The 22,212-nt window shown below is 69.5% G+C and carries 15 protein-coding genes and 1 pseudogene; 6 read left to right on the top strand and 10 right to left on the bottom strand.

What is annotated here, in order from left to right:
- The first annotated feature begins 15 nt into the window (after positions 1-15).
- Positions 16-600 (top strand): YdeI/OmpD-associated family protein, encoded by a 585-nt coding sequence (locus ABZS61_RS20065; RefSeq protein WP_356423104.1) that lies wholly within the window; start codon positions 16-18, stop codon positions 598-600.
- Between the two features lie 14 nt (positions 601-614).
- Here the strand turns inward: ABZS61_RS20065 and ABZS61_RS20070 are convergent, their stop codons facing one another.
- A complete protein-coding gene (locus tag ABZS61_RS20070; RefSeq protein ID WP_356422642.1) occupies positions 615-1,037 on the bottom strand; it encodes an acyl-CoA thioesterase in 423 nt (140 codons plus the stop codon).
- 279 nt (positions 1,038-1,316) lie between these two features.
- On the opposite strand from ABZS61_RS20070, the gene ABZS61_RS20075 reads away from it, so the two are divergent.
- Positions 1,317-4,343 carry a carbohydrate binding domain-containing protein gene (locus ABZS61_RS20075; protein ID WP_356422645.1) on the top strand — a complete coding sequence of 1,009 codons (3,027 nt, stop codon included), beginning with the start codon at positions 1,317-1,319 and terminating at the stop codon, positions 4,341-4,343.
- A gap of 43 nt (positions 4,344-4,386) precedes the next feature.
- On the opposite strand, the gene ABZS61_RS20080 is transcribed toward ABZS61_RS20075, so the two are convergent.
- The 7 genes from ABZS61_RS20080 to ABZS61_RS20110 all read right to left on the bottom strand — a co-directional run bounded on the left by ABZS61_RS20080 (position 4,387) and on the right by ABZS61_RS20110 (position 13,613).
- Positions 4,387-6,414, bottom strand: a complete 2,028-nt coding sequence (locus tag ABZS61_RS20080) for a translation factor GTPase family protein (protein WP_356422648.1) — start codon at positions 6,412-6,414, stop codon at positions 4,387-4,389.
- A gap of 194 nt (positions 6,415-6,608) precedes the next feature.
- Positions 6,609-7,673, bottom strand: a complete 1,065-nt coding sequence (locus ABZS61_RS20085) for an aldose epimerase family protein (RefSeq protein ID WP_356422652.1) — start codon at positions 7,671-7,673, stop codon at positions 6,609-6,611.
- Positions 7,673-8,710, bottom strand: coding sequence for a LacI family DNA-binding transcriptional regulator (locus ABZS61_RS20090; protein ID WP_356422655.1), 1,038 nt, complete (start codon positions 8,708-8,710; stop codon positions 7,673-7,675). Before ABZS61_RS20090 ends, ABZS61_RS20085 begins: the two co-directional genes overlap by 1 nt.
- Positions 8,711-8,766: 56 nt before the next feature.
- Positions 8,767-9,825 carry an ABC transporter permease gene (locus ABZS61_RS20095; protein ID WP_356422658.1) on the bottom strand — a complete coding sequence of 353 codons (1,059 nt, stop codon included), beginning with the start codon at positions 9,823-9,825 and terminating at the stop codon, positions 8,767-8,769.
- Entirely contained in the window at positions 9,822-10,823 is a 1,002-nt protein-coding gene (locus tag ABZS61_RS20100; protein ID WP_356422662.1) for an ABC transporter permease, read from the bottom strand. Before ABZS61_RS20100 ends, ABZS61_RS20095 begins: the two co-directional genes overlap by 4 nt.
- The gene (locus ABZS61_RS20105; RefSeq protein WP_356422665.1) at positions 10,820-12,427 is read right to left on the bottom strand and encodes a sugar ABC transporter ATP-binding protein; all 1,608 of its coding nucleotides are present in this window, start codon (positions 12,425-12,427) and stop codon (positions 10,820-10,822) included. Before ABZS61_RS20105 ends, ABZS61_RS20100 begins: the two co-directional genes overlap by 4 nt.
- A gap of 100 nt (positions 12,428-12,527) precedes the next feature.
- Positions 12,528-13,613: an ABC transporter substrate-binding protein gene (locus ABZS61_RS20110; protein WP_329214163.1), complete on the bottom strand. Its 1,086-nt coding sequence runs from the start codon at positions 13,611-13,613 to the stop codon at positions 12,528-12,530.
- A gap of 490 nt (positions 13,614-14,103) precedes the next feature.
- Here ABZS61_RS20110 and ABZS61_RS20115 point away from each other — a divergent pair, with 490 nt between their 5' ends.
- Both ABZS61_RS20115 and ABZS61_RS20120 read left to right on the top strand, forming a co-directional pair.
- Positions 14,104-16,548: an RICIN domain-containing protein gene (locus tag ABZS61_RS20115; RefSeq protein ID WP_356422670.1), complete on the top strand. Its 2,445-nt coding sequence runs from the start codon at positions 14,104-14,106 to the stop codon at positions 16,546-16,548.
- 83 nt (positions 16,549-16,631) lie between these two features.
- Positions 16,632-18,983: an AbfB domain-containing protein gene (locus ABZS61_RS20120; protein ID WP_356422672.1), complete on the top strand. Its 2,352-nt coding sequence runs from the start codon at positions 16,632-16,634 to the stop codon at positions 18,981-18,983.
- Positions 18,984-19,039: 56 nt separating this feature from the next.
- Here the strand turns inward: ABZS61_RS20120 and ABZS61_RS20125 are convergent, their stop codons facing one another.
- Positions 19,040-19,867, bottom strand: coding sequence for a phytanoyl-CoA dioxygenase family protein (locus ABZS61_RS20125; protein ID WP_356422675.1), 828 nt, complete (start codon positions 19,865-19,867; stop codon positions 19,040-19,042).
- 218 nt (positions 19,868-20,085) lie between these two features.
- On the opposite strand from ABZS61_RS20125, the gene ABZS61_RS20130 reads away from it, so the two are divergent.
- Both ABZS61_RS20130 and ABZS61_RS20135 read left to right on the top strand, forming a co-directional pair.
- The gene (locus ABZS61_RS20130; protein ID WP_356422679.1) at positions 20,086-21,105 is read left to right on the top strand and encodes a LacI family DNA-binding transcriptional regulator; all 1,020 of its coding nucleotides are present in this window, start codon (positions 20,086-20,088) and stop codon (positions 21,103-21,105) included.
- 243 nt (positions 21,106-21,348) lie between these two features.
- Positions 21,349-21,510: pseudogene (locus ABZS61_RS20135) on the top strand (D-alanyl-D-alanine carboxypeptidase); the annotation flags it as partial.
- An 84-nt stretch (positions 21,511-21,594) separates the two neighbouring features.
- Here ABZS61_RS20135 and ABZS61_RS20140 read toward each other — a convergent pair.
- Entirely contained in the window at positions 21,595-22,194 is a 600-nt protein-coding gene (locus ABZS61_RS20140; protein WP_356422682.1) for a hypothetical protein, read from the bottom strand.
- Positions 22,195-22,212 lie beyond the last annotated feature (18 nt).

Raw genomic sequence — 22,212 nt, forward strand, 5'->3', positions numbered from 1 at the left:
GAGGCGGACGTGGCCATGGCCGACGGCACGGAACCGGGTGCGGAGCCGCAGTTCTTCGAGCGGGTCGCGGAACTGAGGGGCTGGCTGGAGCGGCATCAGGGGGTGCGGTCGGACCTGTGGGTGAAGGTCGCGAAGAAGAGCACGGGCATCGAGTCCGTCACGGCCGCCGAGATCATCGACTCCGTGCTCTGCTACGGCTGGATCGACGGGCAGCGCAAGTCCCTCGACGAGGAGTACTACCTCCAGCGGATCTCGCGCCGCCGCAAGGGCGGCCATTGGTCCCAGGTGAACGTGCGGAAGGTCGAGGCGCTGACGGCGGACGGCCTGATGCGGGAGCCGGGGCTGGCCGAGGTGCGGGCCGCGCAGGAGGACGGTCGGTGGGCGGCGGCGTACCCCTCGCAGAGGGAGGCCACCGTGCCGGAGGATCTTGCGGCCGCGCTGGCCCCCGGCTCCCTGGCGGCGCAGAGGTTCGAGGAGCTCGGCAGGACGGACAGGTACCTGGTGATTCTCGAACTCCTGAAGGCGCGAACGCCCGAGCTGAGGGCCGTCCGGCTCGCGCGGGCGATCACGAAACTGGAGTCCGGCGGCACGCCCGGCTGAGCCGCCGGACCCGGTCAGACCGTGTTGCCGAGGAGCTCCGGCTTCTCGGCCAGCGCGGCGAGACGCCCGGCCGGGTCCGCGACCAGCCGGCGGGCCGCCAGGTCGAGGATGCCGCCGACGGCCCTGATGTCCGCGGCCGGGGTGCCGTCCTCCTTGACGATCTGCTGCACGATCTCGAAGGTCTTGCCCGCACCGTAGACGAACTCGCAGCTCACCCGCACCCTGTCGCCGCCACGCAGTTCCCGGAGGTACTTCACCGTCACTTCCAGCTGCACGGGGCCGATTCCGTCGGCCAGCAGCCTTTCCTGGGGCAGACCGGCGGCCCGCAGCAACTCCCAGCGCGCGTGTTCGGCGTACTGGAGGTAGACGGCCTGGTTGAGGTGGCCCTGGGTGTCGAGTTCGTAGCCGCGCACTGTGACGTCGACGAAGTAGGTCATGAACATCCGAACGCCGGCGGGCAGTCCGCCATTCCGCCGGGGCTCGTGGCCAGGTGCCTCTACGCAACCTCTTTACGTGCCTGTCATGCACGGGTAACTTCCTCACTGCAAAAGATTGCAGCAAAATTCTGACAGCGCTTGCTGTCCGAACGCACTGCTCGCCCGAACCCCGAGGCGCGTCCGGGTTCTCCGGCGGGATCCTCGCAGCCGCTCGCGGAGCGGTTGTGCTGTTGGCAGCCATGGTCCACCCGCCCGTGGCACTCCCCTGGAGACACACGAATGAAACGCACCCCCACCCGACTGCTCGGACGCCCTTTGGGAGCGGCCGTCGCAGCCACCGTGATGCTGGGGCTCCTGACCGCGGTGCCGAAGGCCGCAGGCCCCGATTCGGCCGTACCCGCGGCTGTTTCGGAGTCCACCGCGACCGTCTTCTACTACACGAAGACCAAGAACTGGTCCGCCTACAAACTCCACTACGCCCCCGACGGCGGCTCCTGGACCACCCCGCCGGGCGTGGCCATGGAAGCCGCGTGCACGGACTGGGTGAAGCAGACCGTCAGCCTGGGCAGCGCTTCCGGTCTGGCCGCGACGTTCAACAACGGTTCGGGCGTCTGGGACAACAACGGCGGGAAGAACTACGCCCTGGGCACCGGCAGCATCACCGTCAAGGACGGCGTGGTGGCCCACAGCGACCCATGCGCGGACACCGGTACGGACCCGACTCCGACCTCCGGCCCCGAAGAGGCACACACCGCGGCGGTCTACTACTCGACCGCCACGGTCGGCTGGACCACCACCAATCTGCACTACCAGCCGGCGGGCGGCACCTGGACCACCGTGCCCGGCGTGGGCATGGAGGCCGCCTGTACCGGCTGGGTGAAGAAGTCCGTCGACCTCGGCACAGCGACCACGATGCTCGCCACGTTCAACAACGGCAACGGGGTGTGGGACAACAACAACGGCGCCAACTACACGGTCCCGGCCGGGCTCACGACGGTGAAGGACAAGAAGGTCACCGCCGACGCGAAGGACCCCTGCGCCGCGGAGGTCCCGGACACCCAGGCACCGACCCTGCCCACGAAGGTGACCGCCGACGCCGACGGTGTCTCCGTCGTGCTGACCTGGGACCCGTCCACCGATGACCGCGGTGTGACGAAGTACCAGGTCACCCGGACCGGGGGCACGAAGGGCACGATGGTCACCGATGTCGGATCCACGGTGTACTCCGACACCGGGCTGGAGGAGAAGACGGCCTACAGCTACACGGTCAAGGCCGTCGACGCCGCCGGGAACGTGTCGGCCGCCTCGGCAGCCGCCACCGCGACCACCGGCGAGAAGCCCGCAGCACCCACGTCCGGGGAACCGCTGGGCACCGATCCCCGCAAGGACCCCATCTACTTCGTGCTCACCGCCCGCTTCAACGACGGTGACACCTCCAACAACCGGGGTGGGAGCCAGCACACGAAGTCGGGGAACGCGGCCAACAACGACCCCATGTTCCGGGGCGACTTCAAGGGACTGGTCGAGAAGCTCGACTACATCAAGGGCCTCGGTATGTCCGCCGTGTGGATCACCCCGGTGGTGCTGAACCGGTCCGACTACGACTACCACGGCTACCACGGCTACGACTTCTACGAGGTCGACGCCCGGCTGGAGTCCGCCGGTGCGTCCTACCAGGACCTCATCAACGCGGCCCACGCCAAGGGCATGAAGATCTACCAGGACGTCGTCTACAACCACTCCTCGCGCTGGGGCGCCAAGGGCCTGTTCACCCCGAAGGCGTACGGGGTCCGCGACACCCAGTGGAGCTGGTTCTACGACGAGAAGAACGACGGGTTCGAGTACGACGGCCTGACCGTCGAGCCCAAGTCCGGGAAGTCTTACTACAACGGCGATCTGTGGTCCACCGCAGAGCCTTCGGGCAACACCTGCGTCAACTGGGGAACGCCCACCCAGTACACCTCACCCGAGGGGTACCGGATCTACAACTGCCAGTGGCCCAACCCCACTTCGGGCATGTTCCCGAAGGCGTACTACCACAACTGCTGGATCGGGAACTGGGAGGGCGAGGACTCCCGCAGCTGCTGGCTGCACGACGACCTCGCCGACTTCAACACCGAGAGCGCACCGGTGCAGAACTACCTGATCGGCGCCTACAACAAGTACATCGACATGGGGGTCGACGGATTCCGGGTCGACACCGCCGTGCACATCCCCCGCACCACGTGGAACCGCCGCTTCCTCCCGGCCATCCAGGAGCGTGTGACCCAGCAGTTCGGTGCCGAGGCCGCGAAGAACTTCTTCGTGTTCGGTGAGGTCGCGGCGTTCGTCAACGACAAGTGGAACCGCGGCTCGGTCAATCACTCCGCGCAGTTCTACACCTGGAAGGAACGCAAGGAGTACAACGCGGACGACGAGAAGGCCGCGCTGGAGATGTACGACTACGAACAGCAGCAGGGCACCGGCTCCCAGCCGACCTCCACCAACGCCTTCCTGAACGGCAACGCGTACCACGCACCGGACCACAGCAGGTTCTCCGGCATGAACGTCATCGACATGCGCATGCATATGAACTTCGGTGACGCCAACAACGCGTACAACAACGGCAAGGACTCCGACGACAGCTACAACGACGCCACCTACAACGTCGTGTACGTCGACAGCCACGACTACGGGCCCAACAAGAGCAACGAACGGTACGCGGGCGGCACCGACGCCTGGGCCGAGAACATGTCCCTGATGTGGACCTTCCGGGGCATCCCCACGCTCTACTACGGCTCCGAGGTCGAGTTCCAGGCCGGCAAGAAGATCGACTGCGGGCCCACCTGCCCGCTGGCGACGACCGGTCGCGCCTACTTCGGCGGTCAACTCGCGGGCGACGTCAAGGCGTCCGACTTCAGCAAGGTCTCCTCGGCGACCGGTGCCGTCGCCGACACCCTCTCGAAGCCGCTGGTCAAGCACGTGCAGCGGCTCAACCAGATCCGACGGGCCGTGCCGGCCCTGCAGATGGGCCAGTACTCCACCGAGGGCATCACCGGGTCGATGGCGTACAAGCGCCGCTACACCGACGCGGCGAGCGGCACGGACAGCTTCGCGCTGGTGACGGTCACCGGCAGTGCCACGTACACGGGCATCCCCAACGGCACCTACAAGGACGCCGTCACCGGGGACACCCGCGTGGTGACGGGCGGCACGCTCGCCGTCCCGGCGCCGGGCAAGGGCAACCTGCGGGTGTACGTCCTCGACCTCGGCGGGAAGAACGCGGCCCCGGGCATGATCGGGACGGCGGGCTCCTACCTGAAGTGACCTGAGGTGAACCCGGGCGTGACGGGCGCGCGATGCGCGTCCGTCACGCCCGGCCGCCTCGGCCTCCGGCCACCCGCCGCAGGGTGCGCAGCAGGTACTCCTTGCGGTGGAGCGGGTCGTGGTCGGTACGGGGCCGCTGCGGAACGGGTCCCTCGACCGGCCGGTAGTGCGCGAAGCCGGACTCCAGCACCCCCTCGCCGCGCGTCATCTCCGGCAGCAGCTGCTGCAGTTCGTGGATGCGGGCGGCGGGGACCTCACCTTCCAGGGTGCACACGCGGCCCCGCGTCCGCGGAGTCCGGGGAACGGCGCGCAGCCGTGCGAGGACCGGGACGAGCGGGCCGAACGTATCGGCCGGGAGCTCGATGCGGAAGCGGTGCATCGGCTCGTACACCGTCGTCCCGGCCTGTTTCAGCGCGTCCATGAGCACCAGCGGTGTCAGGTTGCGGAAGTCTCCCGCCGTGCTCGACATGCTCTTGTCGAACACGGCATGCGAATGGCTCTGCCGGGGCCAGTATCCGGTATGCGTCAGGGTGACGGTGCAGTCGGTGACCTCCCATCCGTGAATTCCCTGGCCGAGTGTCTCCAGCACGGTGTCCTCCACCGCCCTCATGAGCGAGAAGGGCATGGAGCCGAGTTCCACCTCCCGCCGGAATTCCACCCCGCTGCCGGCCGGTGCGGGATCGACGCGGAGTCCGACCGTGGCGAGGAACGGATTGGGTTCCCGGTCGATGACCTCGACGGCCGCGCCGGTCCCGGCGGGCCGTTCCAGGCAGATGGTCGTCGTTTCCCGGAAGGTGACCTCGATGCCGTACTCGTCCGCCAGGGTCGCCTGGATGACCTCCTTCTGCACCTCGCCGTAGAGCGAGAGCGAGACCTCCTGGCGGATGTCGTCGCGCCGAACGCCGATGAGCGGGTCCTGCTCCGCGAGGTGGCCGAGCGCGGTGTGCAGGGCGCCCCGGTCCTCCCGGTGGCGAGGGGTCACCACCGTCTCCAGCGTCGGCGGTGCGAAGTGGGCCTGTGCCTGTGGCTTCGCGGGCGTCTCACCGATCCTGTCCCCGATCCGTACGGCGCCGAGCCCTCGCAGCCTGCCGATCCGGCCCGCGGTCAGTGCGCAAGCGCTGTCGTCCGTACCGCGGTCGAAGACGGTGATGCCGGAGATCTTTCCCTCGCGCTCGTCGTCCTCGCCGTCCCCCCGGAAGCGGACGCGCTCACGCGTGCGCACCGTTCCGGAGAACATCCGGACGTAGGCGATCTTCTCCCCGGCAGGACCGCGCTCGACCTTGAACACCGTGCCCGAAGCCGGTCCTTCGCCATCCTGGCCGGTGACGGGCAGCAGCTCGGTGATTCCCGCGATCAGGTCTGCCACGCCCGCCCCGGTGGCCGCGGAGCCGAAGTACACCGGGTGCACCAGCGCCTGCCGGGTCTGCGCCGCCAGGCCGGCGCGCAGCCGGTCGTACGGGATGCCCGTCGCGTCGTCGACGCAGGCGGCCAGCAGGTCGTCGTCGTGACCGGTCAGCAGATCGGTCAGCGCGGTGGTGAATCCCCGGTCCGCGGCGGTGAACGGTGCGGTGCGGGCATCGCGGGTCCCCAGGGCTTCGGCCGAACCCATCGCGACGATGTCGCGGGACAGCCGCCCGGCGATGTCCGCGAGGACACCCTCGTACCGGGCGCCGCCGCGGTCGGTCTTGTTCACGAAGACGAGTGTGGGGATCCGCAGCCGCCGCAACGTCCGCATCAGGACGCGGGTCTGTGCCTGAACGCCTTCGACGGCGGACACGACGAGCACCGCGCCGTCGAGCACGCCGAGGACCCGTTCCACCTCGGCGATGAAGTCCGGGTGGCCGGGGGTGTCGATGAGGTTGACCGCGACGTGGTCGATGACGAAGGAGACGACCGCGGACTTGATGGTGATGCCGCGTTGCCGTTCCAGTGCCAGCGAGTCGGTCTGTGTGCTGCCGTCGTCGACGCTGCCGACGGTGTCGATGACTCCGGCGGCGTGGAGAAGCCGCTCGGTCAGGCTTGTCTTACCGGCGTCGACGTGCGCCAGAATTCCCAGGTTCAATGTGTGCACTGAGCTTCATGCCCTCGAGATAGGTGTCAATTCCTGTCTGGGTGGACACAGAAGCTCGGCGCATGAATTTCTCCCGGGTTGTTCGGCTGGTGCCGGAATTACAACAGGCAGCCGCTTCGCGGGGCAATCGAATTAGGGTCTGGGTCGGGATCGGGCCGGACCCCGCGAGCCCGGCATGATCCGGACGGGAGGCCCTACGCCCCCAGGTGCGGGAAGCGCAGTTCGGTACGGCTCCGCGCGGTCTCTCCGGGGCGCAGGACGGTGCTGGGCTGGCCGGGCCGGTTGGGTGAGTCGGGCAGGTGCTGGGTCTCCAGGCAGACCGCGCCGTGGCGTTCGTGGCGGCGGCCGGAGGCGTCGGTGAACGAGCCGTCGAGCTGGTTGGCGGTGTAGACCTGGATGCCCGGCTCGGTGGTCCACACCTCCAGGACGCGGACCGAGTCGGGGGCGGTGAGGCGGGCGGCACGCCGCAGGCCGGCACCGGTCCCGCGCAGCACCCAGCAGTGGTCGTACCCGCCCGCCAGGCGCAGCTGTTCGTCCTCCAGCCCGATGGACTCCCCCAGTACGCGTGGTGCGGTGAGGTCGAACGGTGTGCCTTGTACCCCGGCCGGCGCTCTCAGCGGGATGCCGTCGCCGTCCACCGGCAGATAGGTGTCGGCGTCGACCTCCAGCCGGTGGCCGAGGATGTCGCCACGCCCGGCCAGGTCGAAGTAGGCGTGGTTGGTGAGGTTGACGACCGTGGCGCGGTCGGTGACCGAGGCGTAGTCGATGGCCAGGGTGCCCGCCGTGTCGAGGGTGTACGTGACCGTCGCGTCGAGCGCGCCGGGGAACCCCATGTCACCGTCGGGGCTGTGCAGGGTGAGGCGCAGGGACACGCTGTCGTCGGTGCCGTCCGCGGTGGCGTCCCACACCTTCGTGTGGAAGCCCTCGGGTCCCCCGTGCAGTGCGTGGCCGCGGTCGTTGGCGGGGATGTGGTGCGTGTCCCCGTCCAGGGTGAAGCGGCCGTTCGCGATGCGGTTCGCGTAGCGGCCGACGACGGCGCCGAAGTACGGGTGTTTGCCCGTGTAGTCGTCGACGGTGGCGAGCGAGCGTACGACGGAGGCGGTCGCACCCTCGGTGTCGGGCACGGTGAGGCTGTGCAGGGAGGCGCCGTAGGTGAGTACCTGGGCGACGACTCCCGTACCGGAGTCGAGGGTCCACAGGCCGGTCTCCGTCCCGTGGGCGGAGCCGAACGGTGTGCGGTGCACGGTGGGGCGCGGCATCAGAGGTCCTTGGGAAGAGCGGGGGCACGCCCGGGTGCGGTGGATTCGCGGACGATGAGGCGGTAGCCGGGTCGGGGCCGGCGTGGTTCGGAGACCGGTTCGCCCGAGAGGCGTTCGACGAGGCTGTCGACGGCCAGCCGGGCGATGGCCTCCTTGTCCGGGGCGATGGTGGTGAGCGTGGTGGTGCCGTACCGGCTCTCCTCGATGTCGTCGAAGCCGACGACGGCGATGTCGTCCGGGATGCTCAGCCCGCGTTCGGTGATGGTCCGCATCGCTCCGATGGCGATGAGGTCGTTGTACGCGAACACGGCGTCCGGCCGCTCTCCCCGGTCCAGGAGCGAGGCCATGGCTGTGGCGCCGTCCTCGCGCCCGTATCCGTCGGTGACCACGACGAGGGACTCGTCCGGCTCGAGGCCGGCGGCGGCCAGTTCCTCGCGCCAGCCGCGCAGCCGCAGATGCGCGGGCTGGCGTTCGCGGCCGGTACGTGAACCGAGGAACGCGATCCTGCGGTGGCCGTTGTCGATGAGGTGGCGCACGGCCTCGCGGGACGCGGCGACGTTGTCGATGGCGATGTGGTCGTACGGGGCCTCGTACTCGCGCTCACCGAGCAGCACCAGCGGCGCCGTCTCGGTGCGCGCCATGAGGTCCTCGGTCTCCAGGTGGATGGGGCTGAGGATCAGTCCGTCGATCACATGGGACCGGAATCCCTGGCTGACCAGGAGTTCCTTCTCCCGTAGGCCGGCGGTGTGGTCGACCAGGACGGTGTAGTCGTGCCGGGCGGCCGCGTCGACGACCGCCCCGGCGAGTTCGGCGAAGTACGGGTTGCCGAACTCGGGTACGGCGAGGGCGATGATCCCGGTGCGGCCCTTGCGCAGGTGGCGGGCGGTGAGGTTCGGCCGGTAGCCGAGTTCGTCGATCGCCTTCTGCACCTTGGCGCGCATCGCCGGTGTGACGTGCTGATAGTTGTTCACCACGTTCGACACGGTCTTGATGGACACGCCCGCCCGATGCGCAACGTCCTTGAGGCTGACGCCCACGACACTCCTTGGCTCGACTTGGCTCAGTGGTTCGGCTCGGTACAGCTGGTTCGTCGTCAGGTGCTTCTGCGACTGCGCGCCAGATAGCGCTGGGCCACCACGACAACGATAAGGAAACCGCCGCTGACCACCGACTGGTACGAGGAGTTGAGCGAGCCGATCTGGTTGATCAGGTTCTGGATGACGGCCAGCAGCAGGACGCCCCAGAGGGTTCCGCTGATCGAGCCGGCACCGCCGATGAGCAGCGTGCCGCCGATGACGACTGCGGAGATCGCGTCCAGTTCCATTCCCACGCCGACGATGGTGACGCCGGAGGACAGCCGGGCCGCGTTGAGCGCACCGGCAAGTCCGGCCAGCAGCCCGCTGAGGGTGTAGACCAGGATCTTGGTGCGGGCGACGGGGAGGCCCATCAGGGTGGCGGCGTCGCTGCTGCCGCCGACGGCGAAGAGGGTCTGCCCGAACGAGGTGCGCTGCAGGACCAGTCCGCCCGCCCCGAACAGCACGAGGGCGATCAGGATCGGGTAGCCGAAGCCCCAGACGCTGCCCTGGCCGAGCTCCCCGAAGGCGGAGTCCTTGGGCACCAGGTAGGTGGTGGCGCCCTCGTCGGTGAGGGCGAGCAGCAGACCGCGGGCGGCCAGCAGGGTGGCGAGGGTGACGATGAAGGGCGCCATGTTGCCCCGGGCGATCAGGAGCCCGTTGAGCAGCCCGATCGCACCGCACACCACGAGGGGTACGAGCAGGGCGGCGAGGAAGCCGTACTGCGAGGCCCACGCGGCGAGTACTCCGCCGAGGGCGAATACGGACCCGACGGACAGGTCGATGCCGCCGGTGATGATGACCATGGTCATGCCGAGGGCGACCACGGCGAGGAAGGACGCCTGGATCGTCACGCCGCGCGCGTTGTCCAGGGAGGCGAAGGTCGGGTAGATGAACGAGGCGGCGATCACGACGGTCAGCAGGACCGCGAGGACGCCCTGGCGCTGGAGGAGTTCGGCGACGCGCTGCTTGGTGTCCGGTTCGGGGGCGGCGGGGCGGGGGGCCTTGCCGCCCGCGGGTGCGGCCGGCTTCCGCACGGCCGGGGCCTGGACTGCGGGGGCGGGTGTGGTTTCGTTCATCGGGACCGACGCTCCCGGGCGACGTAGACGGCGGCGATGATGATGGCCGCCTGGGCGATCTGTGCGGTGGAGTCGGGCAGGTCGTGCTTGACGAGCGTGGCGCGCAGGAGCTGCATCAGCAGGGCTCCGGCCACGGTGCCGAGCACCCGGATGGAGCCGCCGTTGAGGGGCGTACCGCCGACGACGACCGCCGTGATGGCGGAGAGTTCCATGAGGGTGCCGAGCGAGGACGGGTCGCTCGCGGTGAGCCTCGCGGTGGCAAGGACGCCGGCGAGGGCCGCGAGCACGCCGCAGAGCACGTACACACCGATGAGGACGCGCTTCACGGGGAGTCCCGCGAGTGCGGCGGCGGACCGGTTGCCGCCGACGGCGACGATCTGCCGCCCGAAGGTGGTGCGCTGCACGAGGAAGGCCACGGCGACGGCGAGGACTCCGGCGATCAGGACGACCAGCGGAATGCCGAGGAAGGACCCGGTTCCCAGCGACAGCAGGTCGGGGTTGACGATCTGCTTGAGCTGGCCGTCGGCCATGACCAGGGCCAGTCCCCGGCCGCCGACGAAGAGGGCGAGCGTGGCCACGATGGGCTGCAGCCCGATGAGGGAGACCAGCGTGCCGTTGACCGCTCCGACGACCGCGCCCGCGAGGAGCGAGACGACGAGCGCGGGCACGAGCCCGTACCCGAGGTAGAGCGGCAGGAACGCGGCGGCGAGCGCCATGGTCGAGCCGACGGAGAGGTCGACGCCCTCGGTCCCGATGACCAGGGCCATGCCCAGGGCGACGATGACGATGGGGGCGACCTGGACGAGCTGGGTGCGGAAGTTGTCCGCGGTCATGAAGTGGTCGGTGAACAGGGCGTTGAAGAGCAGCACCACGGCCACGGCGACGTACACGCCGTATTCCTGGTACCAGGCGGGGTCACGCAGCCGTGCCAGGGGTGTCACACGCTTGACGGGCTGCTTCGCGGGCTCTACGGGTGGGGAGACGGCGGCCTGGGTCATCGGGGGTCCTCCTGAGCGGCCGGGGCCTTGTCTCCCGGCGCCGGTGCATGGTCGGCGAGTACTTCGAGCAGCCGACTCTCGGCCACCTCGTCGCCCGCCAGTTCGCCTGCGACGGCTCCGCCGCGCAGGACGACGATCCGGTCGGCGCCCTCGATGAGCTCCTCGATGTCGGAGGAGATGAGCAGGACGGCCAGGCCCTCGAGGGCGAGGTCGTCGATGAGGCTCTGGACCTCGGCCTTGGCGCCGACGTCGATGCCGCGGGTGGGTTCGTCGAGCAGCAGGACCTTGGGTTCCAGGCAGAGCCAGCGGGCCAGCAGGACCTTCTGCTGGTTGCCGCCGGAGAGTTCGCCGACCTTCTGCTCGGGGCTGGACGCCTTGATCCGCAGGCGCTTCATGAAGATGTCGACGATCCGGTCCTGCTTGGCGCGGGAGACGACACCGGCCCGGGAGAGGCGCGGCATGGCGGCCAGCACGATGTTCTCGCGGACGGAGAGGCCGGGGACGATTCCCTCGGCCTTGCGGTCCTCGGGCAGCAGGCTGATCCCGGCCCTGATGGCGGCGGCCGGGGTGAGGCGGTTCAGCGCGGTGCCGTCGACGGTGAGCTCGCCCGCGTCCAGGGGCAGGGCACCGGACAGGGCCTTCGCCGTCTCGCTGCGGCCCGAGCCGAGGAGGCCGCCGAGGCCGAGCACTTCGCCCGCGTACAGCGACAGGGATATGTCGTGGAGCTGGTGGCGGCTGGTCAGGCCGGTCGCGGTGAGCACCGGGGTGCGGGCCGCTTCGTGTCCCTCGGCGGCGAAGTTGGTGACGCCGGAGCGTCGGACCTCGGCCATGTCGCGGCCGAGCATCATCGAGACGAGCTGCATCCGGTCGAGGTCGGCGAGGTCGCCGGTGTGGATGTGGCGGCCGTCGCGCAGGACGGTCACGCGGTCGCAGATCCGGTAGAGCTCGTCCATGCGGTGGCTGACGTAGAGCACGGCGATGCCTTGGGCGCGCAGGGTCTCGATGACCCGGAAGAGGGTCTCCACCTCACGCGGTTCGAGCGAGGAGGTGGGTTCGTCCATGATGACGACCTGGGCGTTGACCGAGACGGCCCGTGCCAGGGCGACCATCTGCTGGGTGCCGATCCCGAGGGTGTGCAGGGGACGGCGCGGGTCGACGCGTACGCCGAAGCCGTCGAGCAGTTCGGCCGTCTCCCGGTGCATGCGGGCGAAGTCGATGAGGCCGAGGCGGTTCTTGGGTTCGCGGCCGAGGAAGATGTTGCGCGCCACGCTCATCAGCGGGACGAGGTTCACCTCCTGGTAGATCGTGGAGATGCCGGCCTGCTGGGACTCGAACGGCCGGGCGAACCTCACCGGCTGACCGGCCATCCGCAGGTCTCCCCCGTCCGGCCGGTACACGCCGGTCAGGACCTTGATGAGGGTGGACTTGCCCGCGCCGTTCTCGCCGACGAGCGCGTGCGTCTCCCCTGCGCGCAGGGAGAAGGAGACGTCGTCCAGGGCGACGACGCCGGGGAACCGTTTGCTCACCGAGCGGGCTTCGAGCACCGCGGCGGCCGTGGTCACGGCCGCGTCCGGTGCCTGAGGTACTGCTTCGGGTGGTGCCATGGGTGGTCTTGGCCTTCCGCTGTTCCAAGGGTGTGGGCCCGGGAGCCGCCGTGGCCCTCGTCAGAGGGCCACGGCGGCCGGGCCGTCGGGACCGGAGCGGTCAGTAGGCTCCGCCGAGCGATTCCTTGGCGTTCGTGTCGTCGTACTCGCGGTCGCTGATGATGACGTTCTCGGGGATCTCCTCGCCGCCGTAGAACTTCTGGGCGGTCGCGAAGGCCAGCGGGCCGAAGCGCGGGTTGGACTCGATGACGGCGTTGTACTCGCCGTTGACCAGGGCCTGCACGGCGTTGCGGGTGCCGTCGACCGAGACGATCTTGACGTCCTTGCCGGGCTTCTTGCCCGCGGCCTTCAGCGCGGTGACGGCGCCGAGACCCATTTCGTCGTTCTCCGCGTAGACGGCGGTGATGTCGGGCTTGGACTGGATGAGCTGCTCCATGACCTGCTGGCCCTTGTCGCGGGCGAACTCGCCGGTCTGCTGGGCGACGATCTCGATGCCGGGCGCCTTGGCCTTGATCTGGTCGACGAAGCCCTTGGTGCGGTCGGTGGTCACGTTGTTGCCGGAGGCGCCGAGGAGGATGGCGACCTTGGCCTTGCCGCCGGTCGCCTTGATCATCGCGTCGGCGGCGCGCTTGCCCTGCTCGACGAAGTCGGAGCCGAGGAAGGCCACGTAGTCCTTGCAGGCCGTGGAGTTGACCTTGCGGTCGATGGTGAGGACCGGGACCTTCTTCGCCGCGGCGGCCTTGAGCGCCGGCTCGAGGCCGTCGGAGTTGAGCGGGGCGACGATCAGGAACTGGGCGCCCTGGGAGAGCATGTCCTGGATGTCGCTGATCTGCTTGGAGAGCTGCGACTGCGCGTTGGTGACGAGCAGCTTCTTGACGCCGATCTTCGCGGCCTCGTCCTTGATGGACTGGGTCTCGGCGATACGGAAGGGGTTGGCCTCCTTCTCCGACTGGGAGAAGCCGACCACGGCGTTCTTCAGGTCCAGCTCGGGCGCGCCGTAGGTCTTCAGCGAGCAGCCGGCACCGGAACTGGCCTCGGGGGTCTTGGCCGCCTGGGCTCCCTGGCTGCTGTCACCGCCCGCGTTGTCCGAGGTCTCCGACTTCGAGCAGCCGGAAACGGCCAGCGTGGCGGTGGCGGCGAGCAGGCAGGCCGCGGCGAGGGTACGGGATCGACGCTGGGTCATCATGCGCGGGACGCTCCTTGGCGGGATGACGGCACGCCGTTCGGCGTGCGGTCGGGCATGGCGGGACGGTGGATCGGCCGCTCGGCGGCAGATGCCGCCGCATTCCTCACGACCTGCTGCTGAAGAGGGCTCCAGCTGCGCAAACTGTGGTCGTGAGAGCCTGTGCGGCCTCTCGGCGGCTCGGGTTTACAACGTTATATAGGCGGGGCGGCGCAGGCGGCAAGAGAGTTGTCGATGCGTTTCCAAAATGTGTCGCCCCGGGTCGCGACCTCCGGCCCGCTGCCGGCAGGGCGGGACGGCACCAGGTGTTGCGCCACCTATGGACACCGGCTTGACGGCGTGCTGTCATACCGCCGACATCAATTTTCCAACGTTGCAAGTAAGGTGGCGCGCCCGGAACCCCGTACGCGGCAGCCGACTTCGCCATGCGCCGGAGCGGTCCGGGCCGGTCGCACACCTCCCTGTCCTGCAGAGCAGAAGCGGAGCCCCACCGATGCCCCTGAACCGCAGACAACTCATGACCGGCGCGCTGGTCACCGCTGCCGCGACCACCGCAGGCGGCCGCTGGGCCACCACCGCGACCGCCGCCGGCGGCAAGGCACCGGCCGCACGCGGCGGCCACTACTCCCCCAATGCCGCTCCGCTGCATCCGACGGCCTTTCTGAAGCTGCCGCCGGGCCGGGTCACCGCACGCGGCTGGCTCGCCGGCCAGCTCCGGCTCCAGCTGGACGGACTCTGCGGCCGCTACGAGGAGTTCTCCCACTTCCTCGCCTTCAACGCGTCCGGCTGGGTCCGCCCCGACCGGGGAGGCTGGGAGGAGGTCCCGTACTGGCTGCGCGGATACGCCGACCTGGCGATCGTGACCGGTGACGCGGCGGCGCTCGCGGCCACCCGCCGCTGGATCGACGCAATCCTCACGACGCAGCAGTCCGACGGATTCTTCGGCCCGAAGTCCCTGCGGACCTCGCTCAACGGGGGCCCGGACTTCTGGCCCTTCCTGCCGCTGATCCAGGCCCTGCGCTCCTGGCAGGAGTACAGCGACGACAACCGGATCATCCCGTTCCTCAGCAGGTTCTTCCGCTACATGAACGCCCAGGGGCCCGGCGCCTTCAACACCAGCTGGATAGCGCTGCGCTGGGGCGACGGCCTCGACAGCGTCTTCTGGCTCTTCAACCGCACCGGCGACACCTTCCTGCTCGATCTCGCCGACAAGATCCACCGGTACGGTGCCGACTGGGGCGACAACCTGGTCAACCTGCACAACGTCAACATCGCCCAGGGGTTCCGGGAACCCGCCCAGTACGCCCTGCGCAGCGGCTCCCCGCAGGACACCCAGGACACGTACGGGACCTACGGCAAGGCCATGGACCGGTACGGGCAGTTCCCGGGCGGTGGCTTCGCCGGGGACGAGAACGCCCGTCCCGGGCACGGAGACCCCCGGCAGGGATTCGAGACCTGCGGAATCGTCGAGTTCATGGCGAGCCACCAGCTGCTCACCCGGATCACCGGCGACCCGCTGTGGGCTGACCGCTGCGAGGACCTCGCCTTCAATTCGCTGCCCGCCTCGCTGGACCCGTCGGGCAAGGCGGTCCACTACATCACCAGCGCCAACAGCGTCGACCTGGACAACGTCCCCAAGAGCGGCCGGCAGTTCCAGAACGGCTTTGCGATGCAGGCGTACCTGCCGGGCGTCGACCAGTACCGCTGCTGCCCGCACAACTACGGCATGGGCTGGCCGTACTTCGTCGAGGAGCTCTGGCTCGCCACTCCGGACGGCGGGCTGGCCGCGGCGATGTACGCGGCCTGCGAGGTCACCGCGAAGGTCGCGGACGGCACGGAGGTCACCTTCACCGAGGAGACCGACTACCCGTTCACGGACACCGTCTCGCTGTCCCTCACCTCACCGAAGAATCTGCGCTTCCCCTTGGTGCTCCGGGTTCCCGCCTGGTGCACCGAGCCCGACATCAAGGTCAACGGGCGCAGCGTCGCCGCACCGGCGGGGCCCGCCTTCACCCGTATCGACCGCACCTGGCAGAACGGCGACAAGGTCACCCTGCGCTTCCCGCAGCGGACAGCCGTACGCACCTGGGCGGACAACCACGGCTCGGTGAGCGTCGACCACGGGCCCCTGACCTACTCCCTGCGCATCGGGGAGTCGTACGAGCGCATCGGCGGCACCCAGCAGTTCCCGGAGTACGCCGTCCACGCCACCACCCCGTGGAACTACGGCCTCGTCCTGGACAGCGCACGGCCCACGGCCTCGCTGCACCGCCGTTCCACCGGCCGCGCCCCCGGTGACAACCCCTTCACCCTGGAGAACACCCCACTCGTCATGACCGCCCGCGCCCGGCGGATCCCCGAGTGGAGCGCCGACGACGAGCATGTGGTGGCGCCGCTCCGGACGAGCCCCGCGCGCAGCACCGAGCCGGTCGAGGACGTGACGCTCGTCCCGATGGGCGCGGCGCGGCTGCGGATCACGTCGTTCCCGACGGCGAGCCCGGATGCGGCGCCCTGGCTCGCGGACCGCTGGTACCGGATCGCCAACCGCAACTCCGGCAAGGTGCTGGGCGTGGACCTGATGTCCACCGCGAACAGCGCGCACGTCGTCCAGTACGACGACACGGGCACGGCCGACCACCTCTGGCGGCTGGTGGCCAACGGCGACGGCTGGTACCGCATCCGCAACCAGCACTCCGGCAAGGTGCTGGGCGTGGACCTGATGTCCACCGCGAACAGCGCGCATGTCGTCCAGTACGACGACAACGACACGGCGGACCACCTCTGGCAGCTCGTGCCCGACGGCAACGGCTGGTACCGCATCCGCAACCGCAACTCGGACAAGGTCCTGGGCGTGGACCTCATGTCCACCGCCGACAGCGCCCACGTCGTCCAGTACGACGACAACGGCACCGCGGACCACCTCTGGCAGCTGCTCTGAGCAGGGGATCCTGCCCGCCCGCGAACCGCTCCCCGCGCCCGTCCGGCGCGGGGAGTCCGTCCCTCCAGCAAGGAGACCCTGGAATGAAGTCCGCACCCGCATCGCGCCGTCGCACCTGGTGGAGACCCTTAACCACCGGAACCGGCCTGCTGGCACTGCTCGCCACCGCACTCGTCGGGGCCGGCACCGCCCCGGCAGCCGCCGCACCCGCCGCCTGGACTCCGAAGCCGGCCCCCATGACCACGCCCTGGACGAACCAGGTACCCGTCGACAACCCGCTCCCCGAATACCCGCGCCCGCAGCTCACCCGCCCCGACTGGGCCAACCTCAACGGCATCTGGGACTTCGCGGTGACCGGCCGGGACGCCGGCCAGCCCGCGTCCTTCTCCGAACAGATCAGGGTGCCGTTCGTCGCGGAGTCCTCGCTCTCCGGCATCAAGCGGAAGATCACCGAGAACGACAAGCTCTGGTACAAGCGCACCTTCACCGTGCCGTCGAACTGGAACGGCCGCCGGACCGTGCTCAATTTCGGCGCCTCCGACTGGCAGAGCACCGTCTGGGTCAACGGCACCCAGGTCGGGGCCCACAAGGGCGGTTTCGACTCGTTCTCGTACGACATCACGCCGCAGCTCAACGGCGGTACGAACACCGTCGTGGTCTCCGTGTACGACCCGACGCAGACCGGCGGCCAGGCCGTCGGAAAGCAGCGGATCAACGACGTGAACCCCCACCCGGGCGGCGGGATCTTCTACACCGCCGCCTCCGGCATCTGGCAGACCGTCTGGCTGGAGCCCGTCGCCACCTCGCACATCACCCGGCTGGACATGACGCCGAACCTCGGCAACAGCACCCTGCGGGTGAAGGCACAGGCGGCCTCCGCGGGCGGGCGCAGCGCGCGGATCACGGTCTCCAGCGGGGGCACCGTGGTGGGCAGCGCGACCGGAGCCCCCGGCTCGGAGATCTCCGTTCCGGTGCCGAACCCCAGGTTGTGGAGCCCGGACGACCCGTACCTGTACGACGTGCGCGCCGAACTGCTCGACGGCACGACCGTGGTGGACACGGTGGGCAGCTATGCGGGCATGAGGTCGATCGCGGTCGCGAAGGTCGACAACATCCTGCGGCCCGTCCTGAACGGTAAGTTCGTCTTCCAGACCGGCACGCTCGACCAGGGCTACTGGCCCGACGGCATCTACACGGCGCCGACCGACGCCGCCCTCAGGTCGGATCTGCAGGCGCACAAGGACCTCGGGTTCAACATGGTCCGCAAGCACATCAAGGTCGAACCGCAGCGCTGGTTCTACTGGGCCGACAAGCTGGGGCTCCTCGTCTGGCAGGACATGCCGGCGATGGACACCGGCAAGACACCCGACGGCGCCGCCCGCACCCAGTGGGAGGCCGAGTACCACGCGATCATCGACCAGCACCGCAGCTCGCCCTCCGTCGTCATGTGGGTCAACCAGAACGAGGGCTGGGGGCAGTACGACCAGGCCAGGATCGCCAATGAGGTCAAGGCATACGACCCGTCCCGGCTGGTCAACAACATGAGCGGGGTCAACTGCTGCGGTTCCGTGGACGGCGGCAACGGTGACGTGGTCGACAACCACATCTACGTCGGCCCGGGCAACACCTCACCGACCGCCACCAGAGCCGCCGTCCTCGGCGAGTTCGGCGGGCTGGGATGGAAGGTCCCCGGCCACGAGTGGTATCCGGGCGGCGGCTTCAGCTACGAGGACCAGGCCAGTGTCTCCGCCCTGAACAACCGCTTCGTGGGACTGCTCGACGCCATCCGCGTCGGACAGCTGCCGGCCGGGCTCTCTGCCTCCGTATACACCGAGATCACGGATGTCGAGAACGAGGCGAACGGGCTGCTCACCTACGACCGCCAGGTGGTCAAGGTCGACACCGCACGGGTGAAGGCCGCCAACCAGGCCCTCATCCAGGCGTCGAAGACCCCTGCCCCGCCGGTCACCCTGCCCACCGGGCAGTACAAGTCGCTCCGGGTCACCACTCCCGGTCATACGAACAAGTACCTGCGGCACTCCGAAGCGCTCGCCTACACCGCGGTCGTCGACGGCGCGAGCAGCGCGCTGCTGAAGGGCGACGCCACCTGGAAGGTCGTCACCGGTCTGGCGAACAGCAACTGCTACTCGTTGGAGTCCCGCAACTATCCCGGCGAGTACCTGCGTCACCGGGACTTCCGGGTCCGGCGTGACGCGAACGACGGCTCCGCCCTGTTCAAGGCCGACGCCACCTGGTGCGCGCTCGCGGGCAACGGCGGGGTGCGGTTCTCCAGCGCGAACCTGCCCGGCAGCTACATCAGGCACATCGGCTCCGAGGTCTGGCTGGCCACCCCCGGCGGCGGTCACGCGTGGGACAACGCGGCGACCTTCACCGAGGACACCACCTGGGCGGTGGACGGGCCCTGGGCTCCCTGAGGTGAGCGCCCGGGCCCGGCGGCCGTCCCTTCGGACCGGCGCCGGGCCCGGGTGCGTCACGCGTCCCCCATCACCAGGCCCTCGATGGTGTGCTTCTGGACGATGGGAGTCAGCTCCTCCACCACCGGGCAGTGCAGATGGGCCCGGACGCTCCCGGGCAGGGAGGCCCAGTACGCACGGGTCACCGCCATGTCGTGCTGCGCGTCGTTGCCCGCGCCCGGAGCGTCGACACCCAGCACCAGGACCGGCCGGGAGTCGGGCGAGTGGTTGGCCGTGCCCCGGTGGATCGTCAGGGCGGAGCGGGCCGAGATGTCCCCGCGCCGCGGGTACTTGCGCTCGGCGAGCCCGGCGTAGCGCGGATAGGTGTCGCGGGGCGGGAACATCGCGTGGCCGAAGCGGGCGTCGTCGTCCCACTGGGTGCCCGGCGCGATCTCGAACGGACCCATGTCGTCGCGTGTGTCCACGGCCGTGAGGTTGAAGGCGAGAGACGTCAGCCGGCGTCGGTGCCGGGTCGCGTCCGGCATGGGGAAGTCCCGGTGCCAGGGCTGGTTCACGGCCCCGGCGAGCGGGACGTCGAAGCCCAGCTCGACTATGCGGTAGTCGACCCCCAGGACGGCCTCGCACACGCCTCGAACCCAGGGATGGTCCACGAGCTCCACGAAGCCCCGCATCTGCTCGGGGTGGATCTCCACGTAGTACCGGTGGGGCCCCCGCCCCACCGCCCCGCCCTCCCGGCCGCGTGCCTCGGCGAACGCCGTCTCGATGTCCTCGCGCATGACGTCGGCCCACTGCGGGGTGAAGGCGCCCCGGTGAGCGGTGACACCGGCCGCGTAGAGGTCCTGAACGGCCGCGTCGAGGTGCGGGGCATGGGCGGATTCGGGCATGGCGGTGGTCCCTTCATGGACGGAGTCGGGGGCAACAGGCGGGCGAGGGCGGAGTGTTCCTCCCCTTCTGGCCTGCCTGCCCGCCCATATTGCAACGTTGCAAGCAACGTGGCAAGAGGCGGCACGCACCGTCGTACGACAAGGCTGTTACGGTGCACAGCGCAAGGGCAGGGGCCGCCGACCGCCCCCGCGTATCGAGGGACAGGAGCTCACCGACCGTGGCAGCGAGACTCAAGGACGTCGCCGCGCTCGCCGGCGTGTCCGTCCGGACGGTCTCCAATGTCGTGAGCAACGCCGCGGCGGTCGCACCGGTGACACGCGCCCGGGTCATGGCGGCGGTCCAGGAACTGGGCTACCGCCCCAACCTCGCCGCGCGCAACCTCCGGCAGGGGCGCACCGGCCTCATCGGGGTGGTCGTACCCGAGATCCACTCCCCCTACTTCGGTGCGCTGACGGGTCTCCTCATCGACGCGGCGCAGGAGCGCGGATGGACGGTGCTCCTGGAGCGGACCGGGGGGCGGGCGGATCTGGAGCGGCGCCTCCTGGACGGCTCGGAGGGGCACCAGGTCGACGGGATGATCGTCAGCCCGTGGTCGACGTCCCCGTCCGAGCTGGCGTCGCTCGCGGGTGGTCTGCCTCTCGTCGTCCTGGGTGAGCTGGAGCCGGACGGGTCCATCGACCATGTCGCCCTGGACAACGTGGGGGCCGCGCGGGACGCCGCTCGCCATCTGGTCGCGAGGGGCCGCCGGCGCGTCGCAGCGATCGGCCTGCAGTCCGGTCTGGGCCACGGCACGGCGGAACTGCGCGCCGAGGGCTTCCGGCAGGGGCTGCGGGAAGCGGGACTGAGTCCGGTGGCCGAGGTGGAGGTGGCCGATCTGCACCGGACGGAGGGTGCGCGGGCTCTTCGTGAACTGCTGCGGCTGCCCGGTCCTCCCGACGCCGTCTTCTGCTTCAGCGACGAACTCGCCCTCGGAGCACTGCGCGTGGCTGCCGAACAGGGCATCCGGGTGCCGGAGGACCTGGCGTTGATGGGCTTCGACGACATCGAGGACGGCCGGTTCGCAGCCCCGTCCCTGACCACGATCGCCCCGGACCGCGAACAGATCGCCGAACGTGCCGTGCAGTGCCTGACCGAGCGCGTCCTGGGCCGGTTCGAGACCCTGGCCGGCCGCCGGATCGTAGTCCCGCACCGCGTACTGACCCGGGAGAGCACCGGAGCCGCGGTCTCCCCGGTGTGACGACCGGAGTGCTGCCGTCACGCTCGACGGAAACCCAGGACGCAGCCGCGAAGGGGCCGTTAGAGGCTCTGGTACCAGCTGCCCTGCCCGACCTCGCCCAGGCCGGTCGGTCGGTGGCCTCCAGGGTGTCGGAACAGCCTCACGCCGTCACCGAATCTGCGCGGCGAGCGGCTGGGGCCGCCGCCGCTTCGGACGACGTGACTTGCCGAGATCCTCGACACCTGACCACCGTCCCCCGGCAGAGGCACTCTGACGGGGGACACCGCCCTGAGCGGTCTCACCCAGGGCAAGGTCGGCCGCTGGAAGATCTTCTCCTTCATCGAGAACGATTCCACCGCGGACGGCAGTGCGATCGAGGACTCCTTGAACGGCCTCGACGCTACGGTGAACGGCTGTTGGGCCTGACCCCGTCGGGATGTCCTGCCGGCTTCCCCTGAGGACTGCTTCCGGACGGGCTGTCCGGGCTCTGCGCGTCACGGGGAACAGAGCTCACCGGTCGGGGTCGGACCACGTCGCCACAAGGGCTCGCCGATCCGGAAAACGGGGACCGGAGACCATATCGTGAGTGGTCTCTCCGTTGAGCCAGCACACCTGCTCGGGGCCGCCGTCCCCGGTGTCGAACAGGCAGCACACGCCGCCGCTGGCGGCGGTGAGATCGGTGAACACCTTCCTGATGTTGGCCGACCGCGCGAACAAGCGGCTCATCCCCGACGTCGCCGCCCAGCACTCCACCGACGCGTAACCAGGGTGCAGAAAGGACTCGAACCGGATCGTCGCGTAGACGTACCCGATGTGGATGCGCCCGTCCGCCTCGAGTTCGGGGCCGTCCGTCTCCGCGTGCTCGCGCAGTACATCATCGGCGTCGAACATGATGGACGTGTCGAGCTCGAGCGTGCTGCTCGTGGAGCAGTCCACCGGCTCGCTCTTGAAATGGGAGGTGAACGGGAGGACGAGCTGGTCACCGCCGGGCAGTGTGAGCTCGAGCGGCGGGTTGCCATGGGCCGGTGGCGCCAGCTCGGCCAGATTGGCCAGGGCTCTGGCGACGTTCCTGGGACGCAAGTAGATGTCGTAGCCGTATACCAGTCCCATATCTTTCCCCTCCGCTGG

The sequence above is a fragment of the Streptomyces sp. NPDC005566 genome (genome assembly GCF_040605575.1).
In the GTDB taxonomy this organism is placed as follows: domain Bacteria; phylum Actinomycetota; class Actinomycetes; order Streptomycetales; family Streptomycetaceae; genus Streptomyces.